The 22,961-nt window shown below is 60.9% G+C and carries 16 protein-coding genes; 14 read left to right on the plus strand and 2 right to left on the minus strand.

Annotation, left to right across the window (positions count from 1 at the left end):
- From PA598K_RS05850 to PA598K_RS05910, 12 genes are all read left to right on the plus strand, one after another.
- Positions 1–685 (plus strand): pyridoxal-phosphate dependent enzyme (locus tag PA598K_RS05850; RefSeq protein WP_260405289.1); only part of this gene is annotated, 685 nt, incomplete at its 5' end.
- 110 nt (positions 686–795) lie between these two features.
- Positions 796–1,383, plus strand: a complete 588-nt coding sequence (locus tag PA598K_RS05855) for a thioredoxin family protein (RefSeq protein WP_128656041.1) — start codon at positions 796–798, stop codon at positions 1,381–1,383.
- A gap of 64 nt (positions 1,384–1,447) precedes the next feature.
- Entirely contained in the window at positions 1,448–2,554 is a 1,107-nt protein-coding gene (locus tag PA598K_RS05860) for an ABC transporter ATP-binding protein (RefSeq protein WP_128656042.1), read from the plus strand.
- A 52-nt stretch (positions 2,555–2,606) separates the two neighbouring features.
- The gene (locus PA598K_RS05865) at positions 2,607–5,591 is read left to right on the plus strand and encodes an extracellular solute-binding protein (RefSeq protein ID WP_128656043.1); all 2,985 of its coding nucleotides are present in this window, start codon (positions 2,607–2,609) and stop codon (positions 5,589–5,591) included.
- Positions 5,581–6,624 (plus strand): carbohydrate ABC transporter permease, encoded by a 1,044-nt coding sequence (locus PA598K_RS05870; protein WP_128656044.1) that lies wholly within the window; start codon positions 5,581–5,583, stop codon positions 6,622–6,624. The genes PA598K_RS05865 and PA598K_RS05870 overlap by 11 nt, the downstream gene beginning before the upstream one ends.
- On the plus strand, positions 6,625–7,518 hold the full coding sequence (locus PA598K_RS05875) for a carbohydrate ABC transporter permease (protein WP_128656045.1): 894 nt from the start codon (positions 6,625–6,627) through the stop codon (positions 7,516–7,518).
- 16 nt (positions 7,519–7,534) lie between these two features.
- Entirely contained in the window at positions 7,535–9,682 is a 2,148-nt protein-coding gene (locus tag PA598K_RS05880) for a YIP1 family protein (protein ID WP_128656046.1), read from the plus strand.
- On the plus strand, positions 9,679–11,943 hold the full coding sequence (locus tag PA598K_RS05885; protein WP_185601602.1) for a DUF5696 domain-containing protein: 2,265 nt from the start codon (positions 9,679–9,681) through the stop codon (positions 11,941–11,943). Before PA598K_RS05880 ends, PA598K_RS05885 begins: the two co-directional genes overlap by 4 nt.
- A complete protein-coding gene (locus PA598K_RS05890; RefSeq protein ID WP_260405290.1) occupies positions 11,944–12,999 on the plus strand; it encodes a carbohydrate ABC transporter permease in 1,056 nt (351 codons plus the stop codon). It abuts the gene before it with no gap.
- Positions 13,000–13,067: 68 nt separating this feature from the next.
- Positions 13,068–13,985, plus strand: a complete 918-nt coding sequence (locus PA598K_RS05895; protein WP_260405291.1) for a carbohydrate ABC transporter permease — start codon at positions 13,068–13,070, stop codon at positions 13,983–13,985.
- 29 nt (positions 13,986–14,014) lie between these two features.
- The gene (locus PA598K_RS37790; protein WP_260405292.1) at positions 14,015–15,925 is read left to right on the plus strand and encodes an ABC transporter ATP-binding protein; all 1,911 of its coding nucleotides are present in this window, start codon (positions 14,015–14,017) and stop codon (positions 15,923–15,925) included.
- Positions 15,909–17,753, plus strand: coding sequence for an ABC transporter ATP-binding protein (locus PA598K_RS05910; protein ID WP_128656047.1), 1,845 nt, complete (start codon positions 15,909–15,911; stop codon positions 17,751–17,753). The genes PA598K_RS37790 and PA598K_RS05910 overlap by 17 nt, the downstream gene beginning before the upstream one ends.
- Positions 17,754–17,813: 60 nt before the next feature.
- Here PA598K_RS05910 and PA598K_RS05915 read toward each other — a convergent pair whose 3' ends face one another.
- Complete coding sequence (locus tag PA598K_RS05915) at positions 17,814–18,713, minus strand: LysR family transcriptional regulator (protein ID WP_128656048.1); 900 nt, start codon at positions 18,711–18,713, stop codon at positions 17,814–17,816.
- 392 nt (positions 18,714–19,105) lie between these two features.
- Between PA598K_RS05915 and PA598K_RS05920 the strand changes: the two genes are divergently transcribed.
- Together PA598K_RS05920 and PA598K_RS05925 are read left to right on the plus strand one after the other, a co-directional pair.
- Positions 19,106–20,587, plus strand: a complete 1,482-nt coding sequence (locus PA598K_RS05920; protein ID WP_128656049.1) for an SLC13 family permease — start codon at positions 19,106–19,108, stop codon at positions 20,585–20,587.
- Between the two features lie 51 nt (positions 20,588–20,638).
- Complete coding sequence (locus PA598K_RS05925) at positions 20,639–21,880, plus strand: 2,3-bisphosphoglycerate-independent phosphoglycerate mutase (protein ID WP_128656050.1); 1,242 nt, start codon at positions 20,639–20,641, stop codon at positions 21,878–21,880.
- A gap of 91 nt (positions 21,881–21,971) precedes the next feature.
- On the opposite strand, the gene PA598K_RS05930 is transcribed toward PA598K_RS05925, so the two are convergent.
- Positions 21,972–22,526: a permease gene (locus PA598K_RS05930; protein ID WP_128656051.1), complete on the minus strand. Its 555-nt coding sequence runs from the start codon at positions 22,524–22,526 to the stop codon at positions 21,972–21,974.
- Positions 22,527–22,961 lie beyond the last annotated feature (435 nt).

Below are 22,961 nucleotides of genomic sequence, written 5' to 3' on the forward strand. Positions count from 1 at the left end.
CTACCGGGCGATCCTGGTGATGCCCGAGACGATGAGTCTGGAGCGTCGCAATCTGCTGCGGGCCTATGGCGCAGAGCTGATCCTGACGCCTGGACCGGAGGGGATGAAGGGGGCGATCCGGGTCGCCAAGGAGCTGGTGGACGGCCATCCCGATTATTTCCCGGCGCGACAGTTCGACAACCAGGCCAATGTGAAGATACATCGGGAGACGACCGGACCGGAGATTGTCGATGCGATCCGCTCGCTGGACGACGATCGGCTCGACGGCTTCGTGGCCGGTATCGGCACGGGAGGCACGATTACGGGGGCCGGAGAGGTGCTTCGCAAGGCGTATCCCGATATCCATATCGTGGCGGTCGAGCCGGCGGCGTCTCCCGTGCTCTCGGGCGGCAGTCCGAGTCCGCACAAGATTCAGGGCATCGGCGCGGGATTCGTCCCTTCCATCCTGGATACGGGCATCTATGACGAGATCATAGCGGTGACCAATGAAGAAGCCTTCGAGTCGGCGCGTCTGGCAGCCAGACAAGAGGGCATCCTTGGCGGCATCTCCTCCGGCGCGGCGATCCATGCGGCGCTGCAGTTGGCCCGGCGGCTTGGCCCGGGCAAGCGGGTGGTTGCGGTCATCCCGAGCAATGGCGAGCGTTACCTCTCCACCGTGCTCTATGCGGAGGAGCAGCAAGTCTAGATTTATCCTACCTGACAGATCTGATCTACTGGACATCCAGAGACATGACTTCCTCTAGCGGAGCATGTCTCTTTTTCACCTTAATTCACATTAAAGGAAGGTTGATCATTATGGCATATACGCTTCAAATCGGCGCAGAGGCGCCGGACTTTTCCTTGCTGGCGACAGATGGCAAGACGTATACGTTGGCTGACTTTGCAGATGCGAAGGCGCTGGTCGTCTGGTTTACGTGTAATCACTGTCCGTTCGTCAAAGGGTCGGATGAGGTGACTCGGATTACCGCCGACACCTATGGTCCGCAGGGCGTCGCATTCGTCGCGATCAACGCCAACAGCGCCACCTCGTACCCGGAGGACTCCTACGAATTGATGATCGAGCGTATCAACGAGCATCGGTTTCCCTGGACGTATCTGCACGATGCACGGCAAGAAGCCGCGCTCGCCTACGGGGCATTGCGGACGCCGCATTTCTACGTCTTCGATGCCGAACGCAAGCTGATCTATACCGGCCGCGCCGTCGACTCCCCGAAGGATGCCGAGAAGATTACGGTCAACGATCTGGAGGCGGCCTTGGCCGATTACCTCGCCGGGCGCGAGGTGGCGGTGCCGCTCACCAATCCGATCGGCTGCAATGTCAAGTGGGAGGGCAAGGACAAGCGGTGGATGCCTGAAGAGGCGTGCGATCTGGTTTTGAATTAAACGGATAGCGGGGTCGTCGCTCTGACGCGCGGCGGCTCCTTTGTATTTTACTGGGGGTGGGAGTATGGCGAGCATCTCGATGCAGCATGTGTACAAACGATACGGCAAGGATAAGCAACTGGTGGTCAACGACTTTCATCTGGATATCCGCGACAAGGAATTCCTCGTCTTCGTCGGGCCGTCCGGCTGCGGCAAATCGACGACGCTGCGCATGATCGCCGGGCTGGAGGATATTAGCGAAGGGGAAGTGTACATCGACGAACAACTCGTCAACCATCTGCCGCCCAAGGATCGCGATATCGCCATGGTGTTCCAGAATTATGCCTTGTATCCGAATATGTCCGTCTACGAAAATATCGCCTTCGGGCTGCGCCTGCGCAAGCAGCCGCGCCACGAGATCGATCTGGCCGTGCGCCGGGCGGCTCGCGTGCTGGAGATCGAGCCTTATCTCGAGCGCAAGCCAAAGGAGCTCTCCGGCGGCCAACGCCAGCGGGTCGCTCTCGGCCGGGCGATCGTCCGCAACCCGAAGGTATTCCTGATGGACGAACCGCTCTCCAACCTCGACGCCAAGCTGCGCGTGCAGATGCGGATGGAGCTGATCAAGCTGCACAAGACGCTTGGCGCCACCTTTATCTATGTTACGCACGACCAGATCGAGGCGATGACGATGGCGGACCGGATCGTCGTCATGAAGGGCGGACTGATCCAGCAGATCGATACGCCGGAGGCGATCTATCAGCGGCCTAGCAACACCTTTGTGGCCAGCTTTATCGGCTCGCCCCAGATCAACTTTGTCGAAGGCAAGATCGTCGAGCAGGCGGACGGTCGTCTGGCCTTCGCGACCTCGCGCTTCATCCTGCCGGTGCCCGGGGACGCGGCAGAGCTGCTGCGCAGGCACAAACGGATCGAACGACGGATCACGCTGGGCATCCGGCCAGAGCATATCGGTCCCGAAGGGCTGTATTCGGAAGCGGTGTTCACCGCCGTCTACAAGCTCGACGAGCTGATGGGAGCCGACCGGTTCCTCCATCTGGACATCGGGCAGCCGAGACCGCTGGTCGTCCGCGTCGAGGCGCATTACCGCTGCGAGGAAAACGAGCGGCTGCGCCTGGTGATGGATCTGTCCAAGGCGCTGTTCTTCGATGCCGACGACGGACAGCGCCTGACGTGAACCCCGGGGGACCAACGATGCACACATCATGGCAGAAAGGGGGGCAGCGTATATGCAAACAAGAGCAAGTCGGCGGCTCCTGAGCGGGACGTTCGTCCTGCTGGCGGCATTGCTGCTGCTGACGGGACTGCTGCTCGCCGCGGCTGCCGGAGGAGGGGCGCGGACAGGCGGCGTCTACGAGCCGGTCGCCGAGCTGGCAGGCTTCCGGGAATGGGAGGACCGCTCGGTCGCCGAGGCGGAGCTCGAGCCGTATTATGCCGAGGTGCTGGCCGGATACGAGGCGGAAGGCGCGGCGTACGGGGAGGAGCGAGTGGTCATCCCCGGCGGCGAGCCGTCAGCCGTATCCGAGGCCGCAGCGATCCGGACGGGGAGCTACGAGGGCAAGGAGCAGGTGCTGCTCTGGGAGTCCAAGTCGACCCACTGGGTGGAATACGAGGTGCAAGTGCCGACGGCGGGACTATATGAGCTGCATGCAACCTATCATCCGCTGATGGGCGAGAGCTACACGCGCCCGATCGTGCTCGATGTGACGATCGACGGGGAGCGGCCGTTCCGGGAAGCCTCGGCGATTACGCTGTACCGGCTCTGGCAGGATCAGGACGAGATCAAGACCAATGACGATGGCGATCAGATCCGCCCCGTCGCCCGAGATATCTCCGGCTGGATGACGCATCCGCTGGTCGACTCGGGGGCGGCCTATGCGGAGCCGCTATTGTGGCGCTTCGCGGCGGGCACGCATACGATCCGGCTGCAGGGCTACGAGCCTGTAGCGCTGGCCGAGCTTGCGCTGGCCCCGCCGCAGCAGATCCCTACCTACGAGGAGGTGTCGGCTGCAGCGCCAGACTCGGCGCCGGCTGTAGGAGAGACGCTGACGCTGCAAGCCGAGCAGATGAGCTGGAAAAATGACCCCTCCGTCGTCGTCATGTGGGACCGCGACTGGCGCACCGTGCCGCGAGCGAAGGGGCGGATTACGTACAATACGATGGGCGGCGTGCGCTGGGACTGGCCTAACCAGGAGGTAGGCTGGCAGTTCAGCGTGCCGAAGAGCGGCTATTACAAGATCGGCCTGCGAGCGCTGCAGGATCGCTTCTCCCAGAAGGCGTCCTTCCGCACCTTCCGCATCGATGGCGAGGTGCCGTTCCGCGAGCTGCTGACGTACCGTTTTCCTTACAGCTCCGATTGGCAGGGTCTCGTCCTGTCGGATAACGACGGCGAACCGTTCCGCATCTACCTCGAAGCGGGGGAGCATACGCTCTCGGCAGCTCTGACGCATGCGGCGGTCAGTCCGATCGTGCGCGGCATCGAGAATCTGAGCGCCCTGCTGCGCGACATCGAGCGCGATCTGAGCTCGCTGACGAGCGGTCTCACGGACCGCAATCGGACGTGGCGGATCGCCAGCGATCTGCCGGGGCTGACCGATCAGATGGCGCAAGCCGCCGACAATCTGGACGTCCTGGCGGCGGAGATGGAGCAGGTGAACGGCCGCAAGGACAGCGCCAGCGAGGGCTTCCGCTCATCGGCCGGCGATCTCCGCAGCCTGCTGGAGCTGCCCGACGAGATCCCGTACCATGTCGACGAGATCGCCTCGATCACCGAGAAGATCAACAACTTTGTCGTCAATCTCCACAAGCAGCCGCTGCAGCTCGATGAGATCTATATCGTGCCGGCCGACGAGCCGCTGCCGTCCATGACGGCCTCGCTGGTCGACAAGGCGGCAGGTCTGGCGGCGAATTTCGCTTATTCGTTCGACACCCGGCAGAGTCTCGGGGATATCGACGACGGGGTGCTCAACGTCTGGGTGCTGCGCGGCCGCGATTACGTCACGCAGCTGCAGGATATCGCCGACGAGACGTTTACGCCGGTCACCGGCATCCGGGTGAAGGTTAATCTGCTGCCCAATTCGCAGCTGCTGGTCATGTCCAATGCGGCAGGGCTGCAGCCCGATGTGGCGCTCGGACTTAATCAGGATCTGCCCGTCGATTATGCGATTCGAGGCAGCGTCTATGATCTGAGCCGGTTTGCCGATTTTGACGAGGTCTACGATCGTTATAGTCCCGGCTCCTGGCAGGCGCTCTATTATGACAAGGGCTATTACGCGGTGCCGGAGACGCAGTCGTTCCAGGTGCTCTACTACCGCAAGGATATCATGCGAGAGCTGGGGCTGGATATCCCGCAGACATGGCAGGAGGTGTACGACCTGTTGCCGACGCTGCAGCAGAACTTCATGAATTTCTATATTGATCCCAATGAATTCCTGCCGTTCGTCTCGCAAAACGGCGTCGAGTTCTATACAGCGGACGGCTTCGCCACCGGCCTGGATACGCCGGCAGGCTTCGCTGCCTTCAAGCAGTGGACGGACCTGTTCAACATGTACGCGCTGGAGAAGCAGGTGCCCAGCTTCTACCAGCACTTCCGCAGCGGCAAGATGCCGATCGGCATCTCCGATTACAACATGTATGTCCAGCTTGCGGCAGCGGCGCCCGAGCTGAACGGCCGCTGGGGCATCGCGCCCATCCCCGGCGTGCCGCAGCCGGATGGAGAGATCAAGCGCTGGGCGGGCGGACAGCAGACGACAGGCGTCATCTTCGAGGCCTCCCGCAAAAAGGAGGAGGCGTGGCGCTTCCTCAAATGGTGGATCTCCACGGACACGCAGGTTCGGTACGGCTCTGATCTCGAGGCGATCAACGGCGTCTCGTTCCGCTGGAACACCGCCAATATCGAAGCCTTTGTCAGGCTGCCATGGAAGCGCGAGGACGCTAATGTCATCCTGCAGCAATGGGCTTGGTACAAGGAGAAGGAAAACCCGCCCGGCGGCTACTTTATGGGGCGGGAGCTGAACAACGCCTGGGTGCGAACCGTCATTGACGGCATGAATTACCGGGCTTCGCTGGAGACGGCGATCCTCGACATCAATCGCGAGCTGCGGCGCAAGCAGCAAGAGTTCGGCTTTGTCGACAGCGAGGGACGGACACTCCGGACGCTCGACTTTCCGGTCGTCACGGAGCCATGGGATGAGGTGAACGACTATGTCAAGTAAAGCGGGAGCAGCCGTCGCCGAGCAGTCGCCCGCAGATCGCTCGGCGGCTCATCCCGTCGCTCCAGCTCCGCTTACGCCCGCGGCTCCAGCTTCGATAGCGGCGCCCGTCGCCGCTCCTGGTCGGCTGCGGCGGCTGTGGCGAGAGGTGTGGGCGTACCGGGTCAGCTATCTGTTTATTTCGCCGTTTTTGTTGTGCTTTGCCGCCTTTATCGTCATTCCGGTGCTGGCGGCGGTGGGCCTGAGCTTCACTTATTTCAATGCCATCGAACCGCCTCGCTTTATCGGCTGGCAGAACTTCCAATACCTGATCTCGCAGGATCTGCTGTTCCTGAAGCATGCGCTGCCCAATACGTTCAAGTTCGCCGTCATTGTCGGTCCGGGCGGCTACATCGCCGCCTTCCTGCTCGCCTGGCTGATCTCGCAGCTGCCGGCGCTCTCTCGCAAGTGGTTCGCGCTGGCGATGTACACGCCGTCGTTGACGATCGGTATCGCCATGTCGATCGTCTGGCTGCCGATGCTGACCGGCGACCGGATCGGCTATCTGAACAGTGTGCTGCTGCGTCTGGGCTGGATCGATACGCCGCAGCTATGGGTGACCGATCCGAGCTATCTGATGAATGCGATGATCGGCGTCACGCTCTGGTCGAGCATGGGCGTCGGCTTCCTGGCGATGCTCGCCGGCATCCTCAACGTGCCGAGCGATTATTACGAAGCGGCGCGGATCGACGGCATGCGAAGCCGATTGCAGGAGATCTGGTACATTACGATTCCCTCGATGAAGCCGCAGATGCTGTTCGGCGCGGTGATGGCGATCGTCACGACGTTCAAGACGGGGGCGATCGGCGTCGAGCTGTCCGGCGTCAACCCGACGCCCGCCTACTCCGGCCACCTGATCATCAACCATATCGACGACTTCGGCTTTATCCGCTTCGAGATGGGCTATGCGGCGGCGATCTCCGTGTTCCTGCTGGTCCTGATGTATGTCTCTAACAAGCTGAGCTGGCGTCTGTTCGGCACGAAGGGAGAGGAATAGATGAAGCGTTCATGGCTGACCCTGCCGCGGTGGCGACGGCGCTCGCGGCTGAGCAGGCTGGACGGCTTCCAGAAGCTGCTGGCGCTGCTATTGATCGTCCTGTCGGTATTTATGCTGCTGCCTATTGTCTACATTATCAATCATGCCTTCAAGCCGTATCACGAGCTGTTCGTCTATCCGCCGACCTTCCTGGTGAAGGAGCCGTCGCTGCAAAACGTCAACGAACTGCTCGCCGTGACGACGCGCTCGACCGTGCCGATGATCCGTTATTTGTTCAATAGCGTGTTCGTCTCGGGGCTGGCCGTCCTCCTCGTCACCGGCGTCAGCGCGTTGTGCGCCTACCCGTTGTCGAAGCACCGGTTTCCGGGATCGGCCTTCGTATTCGCGGCGATCCTGTTGACGCTGATGTTTGCGCCGGAGGTCGTGCAGATCCCCCGCTACCTGGTCGTGAGCGGGCTGGGCATCATGAACACGTATTTTGCCCATCTGCTGCCGCTGATGGCGATGCCGATCGGCGTCTTCCTGCTCAAGCAGTTTATCGACCAGATCCCCGATTCGCTGCTCGAGGCGGCGCGGATCGACGGGGCCAATGAGTTCGTCGTCTTCCTGCGTATCGTCATCCCGGTGTGCATGCCGGCGGTGGCGACGGTAGCGATCCTGGCGTTCCAGAGCTCCTGGGGCAATATCGAGACGTCCTCGCTGTTTATGCTCGACGACGAGATGAAGAGCTTCGCCTTCTTCCTCTCGACCCTGACCAATAATCTCGCCAACAATGTGGCGATGCAAGGAGCGGCGGCCGTCGCCTCGCTCATCATGTTCGTGCCGAATCTGGTCGTATTCGTCATCCTGCAGAGCAAGGTGATCGCGACGATGGCGCATTCCGGCATCAAATAAAAAGGAGGGCGCACAGATGATCAAGCGACTCGCACGGCGCGCATGCCGTCTGTTCGCGGCAGTCGCGCTCGTATCGGCGGCGTTGCCGGCGGGCGGGGCGCATGCCGCTGTGCCTTATCAGACGTATTACAAGGATCAATACGGACAGCAGGTGCCGATGCAGACGGTCTATCGTCCGGCAGGCGTGCTGGGCCGGGAGCTGTCGATATTCGATCCCGAGGCGCCGGGCGGCCAGCGGCTGTCCCCGCTGAGTCAGCCTCAGGATCTGTATATCGATGCTACCGATCATATCTACATCGCCGACACGGGCAACAATCGCATCGTTCATCTGGATGCGAGCGGCGAGCTGGTGCGCAGCCTCGAGTTTCCCGAGGACCCGCTCAACCGGCCGCAAGGCGTATTCGTCCGGGAGGACGGCGATATCTACATTGCCGATACCGGCAACCATCGGATCGTGCGGGCCAATCGGGAGGGCGAAGTGATCGCCGTGTACGGCAAGCCCGAGTCCAAGCTGATCCCGGAGAGCTTCAAGTATGACCCCGTCAAGCTGGTCGTCGACAAACGCGGCTTCCTCTACATTGCAACGCTCGGGGGTTACCAGGGGTTGCTGCAGCTCGATCCCGAGGGGGCGTTCCAGGGCTTCTTCGGCGCTAATCAGACGAGCGTGTCCTTCATCGACAGCGTCAAGCGTCTGTTATATACGCGCGAGATGTACGAGCGGGAGATTAGCAAGCTGCCAGGCTCGATCACCAGTGTCGATCAGGGGTCAGACGGCTTCATCTATACCGTCACCAAGGAGGTGCGGAGCGGTCAGCTCAAAAAGCTCAACATCGCCGGTCTCGATCAGCTCTCAGGCAAGGGCGAATACGCCGACTCGCTCGGCGTCGGCAGCTACGGCGAGCGGATCCTGGATCATTCGACGGGACGGCAGCCGCAGCCGCAGCTCAGCGACCTGACGGTAGACGGCGACGGCAATATTACCGTGATCGACAGCCGCCTGAACGTCGTCAGTCAATACGATGACAACGGCAATCTGCTCTTCTACTGGGGCGGTGCGACCGGCGACTCGACCCATAAGCTTGGTCTCGTCAAGACGCCGACCGCGATCGCGAGCAACTCCAGCCGCGATCTGTTCATCCTCGACGGCGACAATCATGTCGTGCAGCAATACCGGGTGACGGAGTTCGGCGCGCTCGTCCATGAGGCCAACCGGCTCACCCAGGACGGTCGCTATGAGGAGAGCGAGCCGCTATGGCGAGAGGTCTACCGGCAGCATGCGTATTATGCGCCTGCGGTGCTCGGTCTGGCCAAGGCTGCCTACAAGCGTGGAGATTATACGGCTGCGCAGCAGCTGTTCGCCGATATCGGGTGGGCGCAGGGCTACTCCGATGCGTTCTGGCACAATCGGCTGCTCTGGTTCCAGAGCCAGTTCGGACTGTTTATGAATGTCGGATTGACGTTTTTTGCGGGCAGCATGGTTGCGGGCCGAATCGGGCGACGGCTCGGATGGGCGTCGCGCTGGCGGTCGCTGCGGAGCCGTGTTCGCGGGTTGCCGGCGCAGCTCGGTTTTGTCGCTTATGTGCTGAGACATCCGATCGATGGCTTCTATGGCATCCGCCACGAGGGCAAAGGCAGCGTCCTGAGCGGCTCGCTCCTGCTGCTCCTGGCGTGGGCGTCCTATGGCTATTTGCGCGCCGGGACCAGCTTTATCTACAACCCGGCGGTGGTCGTCGATGTCGGCGTCGCCACGCCGCTCGTCCAGTTCGCGGTCGTCTGGCTGGGCTTCGTGCTCGCCAGCTATCTGGTCGGCTCGCTCAATCATGGCGAGGGGCGATTCAGAGACGTCTATATCGCCAGCGCATATGCGATGTTCCCATTCATTCTTATCGGCGTACCGCTAACGATACTCTCGGAGGTGATGACGCTCCATGAGTCGGCCATTTATCATTTTATCGCTTATGGCCTGTACGGCTGGGTAGGTCTGCTGCTGTTCTGGAAGGTGCAGGGTGTGCAGAACTTCAGCGTCGGCGAGACGGTCAAGCATCTGACGCTCACTGTATTGACGATGGCCGTCATCGCGGTCCTGATCTTTATCCTGCTCAGTCTCACCAGCGAATGCATCGATTTTATCTACTCGATCTATCAGGAGGTGGCGATCCGATGAGCAAGCGGACGATAGGGCTGATCGTTACGGTATCGGTGGCCTGCCTCCTGCTGGCGGGCCTGCTCTGGCAGTCATGGCGACAGCCTTATGCGGATGACGGGGTTGCTGACGCTGCTCGGCTGGCCAATAACGCGTCGACGCCATTCGTGGCCACCTCCGCGCCGATCGAGTCGCGATTGCCGGAGCAGGCGGACTTCGCCCTGGTGGCCGAGTCGGAGCAGCTGCGACTGCTGGCTGACCCGCAGACCGGCCACTTCCAGGTGGAGAGCAAGTCGAGCGGCGTGCTGTGGCGCTCCTATCCAGACCCTGCCGGCTGGGAAGCCGAGAGCTCGGGCGGCGTCTGGCGGAGCAATCTGCTCTCCCCGCTCATGCTGGAGTTCATCGATGCCTCCAGCTCCAAGTCCCAGACCAAGCTGTCCAACTGGATGGAGGAGCGCGGCACGCTTGCCTTTGAACGGCTGGCAGGCGGCTTTCGCGTTACCTTTGACTTCCCTGTCTCCGGCTTCCGGGTGCCGCTGGAGGTGCGGCTGGCGGAGGAGCATGTGGAGGTGAGCATCCTGGATGAGGGGCTGCGGGAAGGCGAGCTCAGCTTGCTTAATCTCAAAGCCTATCCGCTATTCGGCGCGGCGCCCTCCGACGGTCGCGACGGCTATCTGCTGCTGCCCGACGGCCCGGGGGCGCTCGCGCGTTTCGATGCCAATCCCAGTCAGGACAAATCGATCTATCGTGAGTCGGTCTACGGCGACGACCTGGCTTTCTACAATGAAGAGACGAATCGCAGCGACGCGAAGATGCCGATTTTCGGCCTCAAGTCGGGGACTCAGTCCTTTGTGGGCGTCCTAACCGGGGGCGAAGCTTACGCCAAGCTATTTGCTGCACCGGCAGGCGCGCTCGGCGTCAACAACTGGATCACGGCGGAGTGGCAGTACCGGATCAAGTTTTTTCAGAGCACTGACCGGCGCGGCGAGGAAGGCTTCTATACCTTCAGCAAGGAGCGCTTCACCGCGCCTTCGCGGACGGTGCGCTATTATCTGCTGGAAGGCGAGGCGGTCGATTATCCGGCGATGGCGGCCAAGTACAGACAGTATCTGATCGACGAGCGCGGCGCCGCGCGTCTGCAGCCGCAAGCGGACGGCATCCCGTTCTACGCCGATCTGATCGCTGCCGATCTGCAGCAGGGCGCGCTCTGGGACGACTATATCGTCGGGACGACGACGGCGCAGGCGCAGCAGATCCTCAGCGAGCTCGAGCAGGCGGGGATCCGCAGCGTCACGACGATCTATCACGGCTGGCAGCGCTACGGCTACAGCTCCTATGGAGGCCTGCTGCCAGCAGACCGCCGGATCGGCGGCGACGAGGGCTTGCGCGAGCTGGCGGCCTATGCCCGTTCGCGCGGAGGCGCGTTATGGCTCGGCGCCAACTACGCACTGAACAACAGCAGACGCGGCGGCTTCTGGAATCTCAACGATGGCTTGCGCAATCTCTCCGGCACCTTGCTCTACGACAAGCTGCCGAACAAGGACGAGGAGGTGCCGATGGTCAGTCCGCGCTACGCTGTGCGCGAAGCGGAGGGCGACCTGGCGGAGCTGGCGGAGCTTGGCATCGCCGGCGTGCTGCACAGCGGCGGCATCGGCAGCGGCCTGAGCACCGACTTCAACAGCCGCAACCGGGCCTCCCGCGAGCAGGTGCTGCAGCTGCAGCGCGAGCTGCTCGCCTCGACCCGGCAGCAGCTTGGCATCGCGGCCGCGGAGCAGGCGTCGTTCTATGCGCTGCCGGAGGTGACGCATATACACCGGCTGGCGGACGATTACTCGTACGATCTGTTCGTCGATGAGGTCGTGCCGTTCGCCCAGATTGCGTTGCATGGACTGGCGACCTACACCTCGGAATGGGGCAATCTGCGCGACGATTACAAGAGCGACTTTTTGCGCAGCGTCGAGTATGGCGCGTACCCTGCGTATGTGTTCACCGCAGCGCCTTCGGAGACGTTCAGGAAGGCTTACTCCGTCTGGTACTACAGCATGCACTACCGGGACTGGCTGGACACGGCGGCCGCGCAGTATGCCCGTCTGGACGAAGCGCTGGGGGGCGTGCAGGATCGCTTTATCGTCGATCACGGCAGCCTGGCGCCCGGCGTCAAGCGCACCGTCTATGAGGACGGCCGGGAGATTATCGTCAACTACAATACGGCGACCTATCGCGGCGAGAGCTACGAGGTGCCGCCGCAGGATTTTGTCATTCGGGAAGGAGGCGGCCGCTAGATGAGCCTGGAACTGGAGCAGCATGATCGGCGAGCGCGCCGCGACGACAGCAAGAGCAGGACGGGGCTGGAGGATGACCTCGCAGGGAGCGAGAGCGCCGGTGGCCGCAACAACCAGTCTGACGGTTGGGTCGGCCGCGAGCGGAGCGGCTTGCTCGGGCTCGGCCGGGCGCGGCTCGCATTCTCGCGGCTTGGCCTGGCGCTTCGGCGCAACCCGCAATGGCGGCGTCAGCTCGAGGGCTCGCTGTTTATCGCGCCCTGGGTCGTTGGATTTCTCATTTTCGTGGCGTTTCCGCTTGTCTACTCGCTTTATATGAGCTTCCATCAAGTTCGGATTACCGTGACAGGGGTGCAGACGGCGTTGGTCGGCCTCGCTTATTATCAGGAGATTTTATTGGCCGATGGCGGTTTGCTTTATGACGATTTGATGCCGTTTCTGCGCGAGGCGCTGGTGATGATTCCGATCATTCTCGTATTTTCGTTGCTGGTCGCTATTTTGCTTAACCTCGATTTTCCCGGGAGGGGGCTGTTTCGGGTCGTTTTTTTCCTGCCGGTCATCTTCGCCTCCGGCCAGATCATTACCGAGTTCATCGCGCAAGGCGAAGGCTCGCTAGGGGTCATCGCGTCTCTGCGCATCGACGATATGATGATCCGTTATTTGCCTGGATCGTGGGCTGGGCCGATCGTCAGCGTCATCGACTCGTTTGTGCTCGTGCTGTGGTATTCGGGCGTGCAGATTCTTATATTTCTGGCTGGACGCCAGACGATCTCCCGCAGCGTCTACGAAGCCTCCCGCATCGACGGCGCCGATCCGTGGAGCACCTTTTGGAAGATCACGCTGCCAGGCATGGTGCCGTTTATTTTCCTCAACCTGATCTATACGATCGTGGACCTGTTCACGTACCCGTCCAATCCGATCATCAGCAAGGTGACGACCGATAACTACGGTCTGTCCAGCGCGCTCGCCTGGATTTATTTCCTGCTCGTGCTGCTGTTCGTCGGCCTGGCGCTGCTCATCTACAGCCGGATCAATCGCAACCTGGCGCCGCCCCGGTGATATTCGATGCCAGGCCGCATCCGATACACAAGAAGCGACCTGTAAAATTACAACGAGGAGGCAACGTCATGAACAAATCGCTGCGGGCTATGCGCATGAAGCTTCTCGGAGTGGAGGCGGATAAAGGGCTGCTGTTCCGCATCGCTCTTTATGTCGTGCTGATCGACGTCGCCTTTATCTACCTGAAGCCGATGATCTATATGGTGACCACGATGGTCAAAGGTACGTCCGATCTGCTCGATCCGGCCGTCATCTGGGTGCCGACGGCAGTCTATGGCGGTCATCTCGCCGAGGCGTTGCAGATGCTGGACTATGCCCGCAGCTTTGGCATCAGTCTGGCGATCGCTACGCTATCGGCGGTGCTGCAGGTATTTTTCTGCGCGCTCGCCGGGTACGCGTTTGCGCGTCTTGACTTCCCGCTCAAGAAGCTGTGGTTCGGCGCGCTGCTGTTCACCTTCATCATGCCGCCGCAGGTGACGATCCTGCCCTCGATCCTGCTCTTCAAGGAGCTGGGCTGGATTAACACCTTCCTGCCGATGATCGTGCCTGCCTTGTTCGGACATGGGCTCAAGGGAGCGCTGTTCGTGCTGATCTTCCGCCAGTTTTTCTCGACGCTGCCGCGCGAGATGGAGGAGGCGGCCCGGATCGACGGCGCCGGGGCGCTGCGCATCTTCTTCCGGGTGATGCTGCCGATCTCGCGTCCGGCGATCATCGTCGTCTTCCTGTTCTCCTTCGTGTGGGCGTGGAACGACGCGTACTTCCCGTCGATGTATATGTTCGCGGCCCAGGATATCCCGCTGTCGGTAGGCATGTCCAAGCTTAATGCGCAGTTAGCGATGGAGGCGCAGGAGGGCGGCCTGCGGGCCTTCCTGGAGCCAGTGAAAATGTCCGCGTCGTTCCTCATCATCCTGCCGTTGCTTATTCTTTACGCGTTTACGCAGCGCTGGTTCGTGGAGGGCGTGGAGCGAACCGGTCTGGTGGAGTAAATGAATCGTCCGAAGGAAGGGATTAAAGTTTGGACTCTCAACGCATCCTGGCCGATTTTTTCAAGAAAACCTGGCCTTATTACGTAGTATCCATCAGCTTGCATTTGCTGGCGAGCGTCGTGCAGGTCAACTTCCCGCGCGTGCTTGGCCGCTTCACCGACGAGCTGAAGGCAGACGCGCTGACGATGGACGGCGTGGTCCGCTACGGCTGGATCCTGCTGGCTATCGGCGCAGGCTACGCGCTCATCGGCGGGCTCGCGCAGTACCTGGTCATGTGGACCGGACGTTTCTTCGAGTATATGAACCGACGCAAGCTGTACGTCCACTTCACGACGCTTAGCGAGCGGTTCTACTCGAGCCATGGCGTCGGCAAGCTGCTCAGTTATTTCATGAACGATGTCACCGCCGTGCGCGAGTCGATCTCGATGGGCGTCAACCAGACGGCGGGCGCTTCGATGCTGCTGCTCTCGACCGTCGCCATGCTGGCGCTGACCGATGCTCCGATCGGTCTGATCCTGGCCTGCATCTTCCCGCTGCTGCTCATCCCCGTCGTCGTCGCCTGGTTCGGGCCGCTTATCAAACGCCGCTCGATGCTGGTGCAAGAGGCGCTTGGCGCGATGACCGAATCGGCGGAGGAGCAATTTGGCGGCATCCGCGTCACCAAGAAGTTTGCGATGGAGCAGGTGATGGCGGCGCGTTTCGGCGAGACGGTCGAGCGGATTCGCGAGCGGCAGCTGCGGCTTGTGCGCGTCTCGTCTTTCTTTCAATCGCTGATCCCGTTCCTTGGCGCGGTCTCGCTCGTCATCGCTCTGGGGGCGGGCGGCTATCTGACGATCCGCGGCGACATCACGCTCGGCAGCTTCGTGGCGCTGACGCTCTATGTACGGATGCTGACGGGGCCTCTACAGCAGATCGGCAACGTCATCAATGTCGTACAGCGGGCCCGCGCTTCGCTGGAGCGACTGAACGATCTGCTCTCGAAGAGGGCGGACATCCTCGAGATCGAGGCGGCAGCGGAGGTAGCGATGGAGGCGGCGACGATCGAGGTGCGGGACTTGACGTATACGTATGAGGGCGATGAGGACGCACTCGACTCCGGCCAGCATCGTTCGCGCGAAGGCGATAAAGCGAGTCCCGGCAATGGTGACCCGCGCGAGCGAGGAGACAGAGATGCGCGTCTCGAGCAACGTCGTCCCCGCGAGGGAGAACGGGGCGACGCTGAAGCCAGCCGGCGCCGTCCGGCGCTGCAGGGCATCGATCTGCGCGTCCCCGCCGGCACGACGCTGGGCATCATCGGTCGTACCGGCAGCGGCAAGACGACGCTCATGAAGCTGCTGCTGCGCACCTACGATCCGCCGCCTCAGACCGTCTTTATCGGCGGCGAGGACGTCCGTCGGCTCAGCCTGAGGAATCTCAGGGAAGGCATCGCTTATGTACCGCAGGACGGCTTCCTGTTCAGCTCGACGATCCGCGAGAACATCGCTTTCTACAAGCGCGACAGCGCGCTCTCGGAGGTTGAGCGTGCAGCCAGGCTGGCGCGCGTCTACGACAACATCGTCGCCTTCCCCGACCGCTTCGAGACGAGGCTCGGCGAGCGTGGCGTGACGCTCTCGGGGGGCCAGCGGCAGCGGACCTCGCTGGCGCGCGGACTGATCAAGGATGCGCCGATCCTCATCCTCGACGATAGCGTCAGCGCTGTCGACACCGTGACCGAGACGGCGATCATGGAGACGATCCGCGAGCTCCGGCAGGGCAAGACGACGATCCTGATCGCCCACCGGATCAGCGCGATTCGACATGCCGATCAGATCATCGTCATGGACGAGGGCGTCATCGTCCAGCGCGGCGACCATGCTTCGCTGCTGGCCGAGGACGGATTGTACCGCACGTTGCACGAGTTGCAAGAGGAGGGGACGCTGCAGCATGGCACAGGCAATTAACAATTGGCAGATGGATCAGAAGGCCGATCTGAACGCGCCCAAGGAGCAGGTGAAGTACATCTCCACGTTCAAGGCGCTCTCCGGTTATATGCGGGCGCATCGGCTAACCTTTGCCGGCTTCATCCTCTGCACGCTGATCGCGATTACTGCGGAGCTGCTGCAGCCGTATCTGGTGAAGATCGCGATCGACGACAACTTGCTGGCGGGACGGGGAGATTATAGAGGCTTGCTGATTATCTGCGGCATCTACATGGGGCTGTCGGCGGCGAGCTTCCTGTTCAGCTACCTCCAGCACAATCTGCTGCAGCAGGCGGGCCAGAGCATCGTCGCCAGCATTCGCCAGCGGTTGTTTGAGCATATCGCCAGACTGCCGATGTCCTATTTTGACCGGGTGCCGAGCGGCAGTCTCATCACCCATGTCTCGAGTGATACGGAGGCGATCAACCAGTTTTTTAATCAAGTGGTGCTCAGTCTGTTCCGGGACGGCTTGACGCTGCTGTTCATCCTCGCGCTCATGTTCGAGCTGGACCCGCAGCTGACGCTCTACTGTCTCATCCTGGTGCCGCTGATCGCAGCGATCGCCATCGCCTTCCGTTCCTTTATGCGCAACACGTACCAGATGGCGCGCACGCGGCTGTCTCGCCTCGTCTCCTTCGTCGCGGAGAATCTCTCGGGGATGCACCTGATCCAGGTGTTCCATCAGCAGGAGGAGCAGCGGCGTCAGTTCCGCGAGCGCAATGACAGCTACTTCCGGGCCAACGTCCGCGAGATTCGCACCAATGTTGTGTTCAACCGGACCTTCGAAATTTTGAACAATATCGCGATTGCCGTCATCGTCTGGCTCGGCGGTCGGGCTGTGCTGGGCGCCGAGCTGGAGTTTGGCGTGCTGTACGCCTTCATAACGTACATCCGCATGTTCTTCCAGCCGATCAACACGATCACCCAGCAATGGAATACGCTGCAGTCGGCGACCGTCGCGATCAGCCGGGTGTGGAGCATCTTCGCCATCCGTCCCGAGATCGATGACAAGCCGCAGGCGCAGTCGGTGGAGCCGCAGAGCGTCCAGGGCCGTATCGACTTCGACGGCGTCGCTTTCGGGTACGGCGACGGCAAGCCTGTCATCGAAGGGCTTGATCTGCATATTCGCCCCGGCGAGCGGATCGGCATCGTCGGCGCCACCGGCGCGGGCAAAAGCTCTCTGATCAGTCTGCTATGCAGGTTCTACGATGTCCGGGAGGGCAGCATCCGCATCGATGGCCGCGATGTCCGCGACATGAGGCAGCAGGAGCTGCATCGGATCGTCGGGCTGGTGCAGCAGGAGCCGTATTTGTACGCCGGTACTGTACTCGACAATGTCCGCATGTTCGATCCGGCGGTGTCGCGCGAGGAGGCGATCCGGGCATGCCGCTTCGTCGGCGCCGACGCCATCATCGAGCGGATGGAGGCGGGCTACGATACCCGGCTCTCCGAGCGCGGCAGCGGCTTGTCGGCCGGCGAGCGGCAGCTCATCTCCTTTGCTCGCATCCTCGTCTTCCAGCCGAAGATCCTCATCCTAGACGAAGCGACGGCCAATCTGGATTCTCATACCGAACAGTTGATCCAGCACGCCCTGCAGCTCGTCTCTGTCGGCCGGACGACGCTCGTCATCGCGCATCGGCTCTCGACGATTATGGGCGCCGACCGCATCCTCGTCATGAGTCGCGGCCAGATCGTCGAGCAGGGCGCGCATCAGGAGCTGTTGGATGCCGACGGCCACTACGCAGAGCTGCATCGGCATGCGCAGGGGAGACAGCGGGCTCAGCACGGCGCGGGTGCGGCTATCGGATAAGCATCGGCTGTGGCTCCGGGCGCAAGGGATGACCAGACGATCGTCGATCTCTCGCTTGCGCTAGTCTTGTCCGCCGAACATCTCGTCCAGCAGCCCGAGGAAGCGAGCGGCAGCAGGCGAGAGGTGGATGCTGCGATGATAGGCGTAGCGGATGCCGCGCAGCATGGATACGCCCTCGATCGGTACGATGACGAGCTGACCGTTCCGCACTTCATGGCGGACGGCCAGGCTGGAGACGATCGAGATGCCCAGCCCGTGGACGACGCTCTGCTTGATCGCCTCCAGATTGCTGATCTCGATCCGCCTTGGCGAGCGGAAGCCGTAACGTTCGAACTCCCGCTCGAGGTAGCTCCGGGTCGCCGATTGATGCGGCTTGAGCACCCACATCTCGTCGGCGAGCTCGGCGAGCGTGCAACTGGTCGCCTTGGCGAGACGATGCGCGGGATGGACGATCAGCACCAGCTCGTCCTGGTAGAAGGTGCGGGCATGATAGCGGCTCTCGTCGATCGGGATGCGGTCGGAGACGACGAGGAACTCGACCTTGTTGGACTCCAGCATCGCGGTCAGCGAGGCCGAGGTCGTAATGTTCATATTGATCGTGATGCCGGGATGCATGCTGTTGAACTCCCCGAGCACAGCGGGCAGCAGGTGGGCGCCGACGAAGTTGCTGGCCCCGAAGGACAGCGTCCCGTAGCTCAGGTCGTCGAGCTGGCGGACATGCTCCTTGGCCGAGTGATACAGATTGATGATCTGCTCCGCATAAGGCTTGAACTGTTGGCCGTGCTTCGTCAGATACAGCTTTTTGCCGATCCGGTCGAACAGCGGCACCCCCATATCCTTCTCCAGACTTTGAATCTGCATGCTGACGGCGGGCTGCGAGCAATATAGCTGCTCAGCCGCCTCTGTGAAGTTCAGACATTCCGACAAGGTGACAAACGTTTGCAGCTTGCTAAAATTCATCCGATCCCTCCTCTGGCGACGAACCCCTGACGGTTCGTCGCCTTCGTCTTTTTGCTTTCATTATACTATAACGATATCTTATAATAATCCAAAATAAATCAAATTGTATTATAATCAGGCCGCGCCTATACTGAAAGTGCGAGTTCAAAAAGGACGGTTATCAGCACCGAGAAGGTTGAATGAAGTTGGAAATGAGGAGCGGAGCGTAGGCAAACCTACGTGAGCACCTGCAATGTTTCCGGAGGAAACATACTTCGAAAGCATAAGCTTAGTTACAACTGAATTCAAGATTCGACGTCGAATCCGCTTCTTAGAGCCACTCCGTGATCAAAAGTGGACTTTTTGAACAACCTCTGAAAGCGAATACACAGACGACCTAGGGAGGTTAAGGCATGGCCGACGAGAACATGCAGAAGAGCGGAGACACAGCTCCGCCCAAAAAGAAAGGACGCTTCGAAGCGGGAATGAAACGATGGGGAATTCCTTTGGCGGCGATTGCCATGCTATTGCTCTTGTTTATGCCGACGCCGGAAGGTCTCGATCCCGCTGCGCAAAAGGCGATTGCGATATTTGCCGGCGCGTTGATCCTGTGGGTGACGACGCCGATTCCGATTTATTTGACGTCGCTGATCGCGATATTGCTGCTGCCGCTCGTCGGCGCGGTCGAGGATCAGGAGGTGGCGTTTGGCACACTCGGCTTTGACGTCATCTGGCTGATGGTGTCGGCCTTCATCCTCACCTCGGCGATGATGAAGTCCAACCTGGGGCGGCGGTTCTCGCTATGGATGGTGACGATGTTCGGCAAGACGCCGACCCGGACGCTGCTGGTGCTGGTCATCATCAACTTCATCCTGGCCTTCTTCGTCCCGTCGACAACCGCGCGCGCGACGCTAATGATGCCGATCTGTCTGATCCTGCTCGATGTGTACAAGGCGATCCCGGGCCAGAGCCGACTCGGCAAGGTGATGATGCTGCAGGGGCTGCAGGCGGATGCGCTGGCGACCTCGGGTGTCATGACAGCTACGGCTGGCAATATTATCGCGGTTGGCTTCATCAACGAGCAGGCTGGGGGCAGCATCGGCTATATGGACTGGCTGTTCGCTTCGATGCCGTCGGCGATCATCACGATGTCGCTCACCTTCCTGATCGGACTGAAGCTGTTCTCGATCAAGGCCGAGGGCACATTCGTCAATGTCATGGATTCGCTGAGGAGCGAGCTGCACAAGCTGGGAGCGTTCTCCGTAGCGGAGAAAAAGGCGATGGCGATCTTCATCCTGACCGTCGTGCTATGGGCGACCGGAGATTATCATGACGCTTGGTTCGGGTTCGAGATCAGCACCGAGCAGACGGCGGTCATCGCGGCGCTGCTGTGCTTGCTGCCAAGAGTCGGGATGCTGCAGTGGAAGGATGCGAATATCAAGTGGGAGCTGATGATCTTCGCGGCGGGCGCGTATGCGGCAGGCAATGCGCTGGATAAGTCGGGCGGCGCCACATGGCTGATCAGCAAGGTTGTCGACGGACTCGGCATCGACCGGATGAGTCCTGCCATGGTCGCGATCGTCGTCATCTTCCTGAGCATGTACAGCCATCTGATCTTCACGAGCAAGACAGTGCGGGTGACGATCCTCATCCCGGCCTTCATCGCCCTGGCGAAGACGCTCGGCATGGACCCGGTGCCGCTGGCGCTTGCCGCCGCGACGACGATGACCTTTACGATTACCTTGCCGCCCCATTCCAAGGTCAATACGATCTATTTCTCCACGGATTACTTCACGATCGTCGATCAGGTCAAGTATGCGGTCGTCACCTGCTTCATCGGCGCATCGGTCATCTGTATCGGTTACTTCACCTGGTACGGCTGGTTGGGGCTGTAATCGGGCTGTGGATGACAGAGCACGAACTTAAGATTACGAGGAGGTGGGCGCATGCTCAGACGAAAAATGATCGTGGCGATCGCTGACGGGCTGGGCGACCGGCCCCATCCGAAGCTCGGACAGCTCACGCCGCTGCAATATGCAAATACGCCTCATCTGGACCGGCTGGCGGCCGAGGGCATCTCCGGGATGATGGACCCGATCGCGCCGGGCATCCCTGTCGGTACAGATATGGGGCATCTGATCCTGTTCGGCTATGAGCCACAGCATTATCCCGGACGCGGGCCGATCGAGGCGCTTGGCATCGGAATGGAGGTAAGGCCGGGCGATATCGTGTTCCGCTGCAACTTTGCCACAGTAGACGATCGCTGCATCGTCGTCGACCGTCGGGCGGGCCGAATCCGGCAGGGGACCGATGCGCTCGCCCAGGCGCTCGACGGTCTCACGCTGGAGGGCGGCGTCACTGTTCGCTTCAAGCAGGCGACAGAGCATCGCGCCGTACTGCTCCTGAGAGGCGAGGGACTGAGCGATCAGGTGAGCGATTCCGATCCGAAGGCGCCCAATGACGGTATGCCGTATCTGACGGTGCGGCCGCTCGACGGCTCCGAGGAGGCGGCCAGGACAGCGTTGGCGGTCAACAGCTTCCTGCAGCAGGCGCATCGCATCCTCTCCGGGCATCCCGTCAATGACGAGCGGGTGGCGGAGGGCAAGCTGCCGGCGAACTTTGTCCTGACCCGGGGCGCGGGGCGGATGGCGGAGCTGCCGCCGCTGGCGCAGGAGCGCGGCATGCGCGCCGCATGCATCGCGGGCGAGAGCACCGTGCTTGGCGTGGCGCGGCTGGCAGGCTTCCGCACCTTCACCGATGCGAGCATGACCGGCAATCTCGATACCAACATCGCGCTCAAGGCAAGTCTGGCGATCGAGCAGCTCGCGGACCACGATCTCGTCTATGTGCACATGAAGGCGCCGGATGTGAAGGGGCATGACAATGATCCGCTTGGCAAAGCGCAGGCAATCGAACGGTTCGACGAGCTGGTCGGCCGCATCCTGGAGCGGTTGCCGGACGATGTGTATGTGGCGCTGGCGGCCGATCACTCGACGCCATGCGAGTACGGCGAGCATACCGGCGAGCCGGTGCCGATTGTGATCGCGGGCCCGAGCGTCCGCCGCGACCAAGTGCAGCGCTACAGCGAGATCGACTGCATGGCGGGCGGGCTGGGCCGATTGAGCGGCGCCGACTTCGTCAGGACCGCTCAGGATCTGCTCGGGTTTGTGAAGAAGCTGGGGAATTAGGGCGTGTCTGCACACCCGCACAGGGGGATTGGGTATTTTAGAAGGAAGCGAGCGTCGTTTTTTTCCCTGCGGGGAAAGAAGCGACGCTTACTTATAGCAGACTGACGAGCAGCGTGCCGAACAGAAAAACGGTCATCGCGGCCCCAGCAACGATGCCGCGAGCGCGGTGGAGCGGGCCGTTCTTTCGCCATGTATAACGATTGTACATTACAGCGCCTACGGTCAGAAGGCAAACTTCCACGATCAGGCTGGCTGTCGGATACGTCCATAAGCCCAGACCCATGAGAGGGAGATTGCCAACGTTTCCGGGCCATACAGGCAGGTCGGGACGATGGACGATCAGATCCAGTATCCAATGACTGAAAGTGACAAGCGCTAGCGCTAGACCGCCTCTTCGGCCCCAGCGCCATGAGCCGAGCAGACCGACTGCAATGGCGAGCATCAGCGAGCCGATCAGGGAGTGGGAGTAGAAGGCTTGAATCCAGGCGTTCCCATAGCCCGTGCCTTCCAGGGATTCGATGCCGGCAGCCTGCAAGGGGATAAACACAATATCATAGAGCTGCGTACTGACTAGAAGCGCCCAAATCGGGACCTCGGGCGTGTTGGATTTTACTGCGGCAGCTACGCCAAAATGACCGGCAAACATAGGAGTCTCCACCTTTCGCATAAGCATGTAATTTTGCAAACAGAGATTCAATGTTGTATTCGCAACGAAAACTAATGTCATTAGTTATGATAAACTAATGACATTAGTTTATCAATATAAAAAATAAAAACGGGTTTCAGATGGCATTCGGGGAAGCGGCGGGCAGGCTCCTCCGACAAAAGCAACCTGTCGCCTGCCCAGTACAAGCTTATAATAGTGAAGGTCGCCCGCTCTTGGAGCAGGCGGCTTTTTTGCGATATTTCAACATAACAGAGAATGGTAGAGATAAGTGCAGAATGTACGCTTTTTAGGATAGGGAGCGGCGGAAAGAGGGTGATAGAATAAATACAGTCAGGCGGAAACTAAACTTGTGAAGGCGGGGATGCGTCATGCGGACAATAATGAAAGCGCTCTATCTTGAAAGGAGGTGCGTGG

The organism is Paenibacillus sp. 598K (assembly GCF_003851045.1).
Classification (GTDB): Bacteria; Bacillota; Bacilli; order Paenibacillales; family Paenibacillaceae; genus Paenibacillus_D.

Bases quoted from the DNA above. Each gene is read 5' to 3' on its own strand.
- PA598K_RS05855 (WP_128656041.1), top strand. From the start codon at position 796: ATGGCATATACGCTTCAAATCGGCGCAGAGGCGCCGGACTTTTCCTTG.
- PA598K_RS05860 (WP_128656042.1), top strand. From the start codon at position 1,448: ATGGCGAGCATCTCGATGCAGCATGTGTACAAACGATACGGCAAGGAT.
- PA598K_RS05865 (WP_128656043.1), top strand. From the start codon at position 2,607: ATGCAAACAAGAGCAAGTCGGCGGCTCCTGAGCGGGACGTTCGTCCTG.
- PA598K_RS05870 (WP_128656044.1), top strand. From the start codon at position 5,581: ATGTCAAGTAAAGCGGGAGCAGCCGTCGCCGAGCAGTCGCCCGCAGAT.
- PA598K_RS05875 (WP_128656045.1), top strand. From the start codon at position 6,625: ATGAAGCGTTCATGGCTGACCCTGCCGCGGTGGCGACGGCGCTCGCGG.
- PA598K_RS05880 (WP_128656046.1), top strand. From the start codon at position 7,535: ATGATCAAGCGACTCGCACGGCGCGCATGCCGTCTGTTCGCGGCAGTC.
- PA598K_RS05885 (WP_185601602.1), top strand. From the start codon at position 9,679: ATGAGCAAGCGGACGATAGGGCTGATCGTTACGGTATCGGTGGCCTGC.
- PA598K_RS05890 (WP_260405290.1), top strand. From the start codon at position 11,944: ATGAGCCTGGAACTGGAGCAGCATGATCGGCGAGCGCGCCGCGACGAC.
- PA598K_RS05895 (WP_260405291.1), top strand. From the start codon at position 13,068: ATGAACAAATCGCTGCGGGCTATGCGCATGAAGCTTCTCGGAGTGGAG.
- PA598K_RS05910 (WP_128656047.1), top strand. From the start codon at position 15,909: ATGGCACAGGCAATTAACAATTGGCAGATGGATCAGAAGGCCGATCTG.
- PA598K_RS05915 (WP_128656048.1), bottom strand. From the start codon at position 18,713: ATGAATTTTAGCAAGCTGCAAACGTTTGTCACCTTGTCGGAATGTCTG.
- PA598K_RS05920 (WP_128656049.1), top strand. From the start codon at position 19,106: ATGGCCGACGAGAACATGCAGAAGAGCGGAGACACAGCTCCGCCCAAA.
- PA598K_RS05925 (WP_128656050.1), top strand. From the start codon at position 20,639: ATGCTCAGACGAAAAATGATCGTGGCGATCGCTGACGGGCTGGGCGAC.
- PA598K_RS05930 (WP_128656051.1), bottom strand. From the start codon at position 22,526: ATGTTTGCCGGTCATTTTGGCGTAGCTGCCGCAGTAAAATCCAACACG.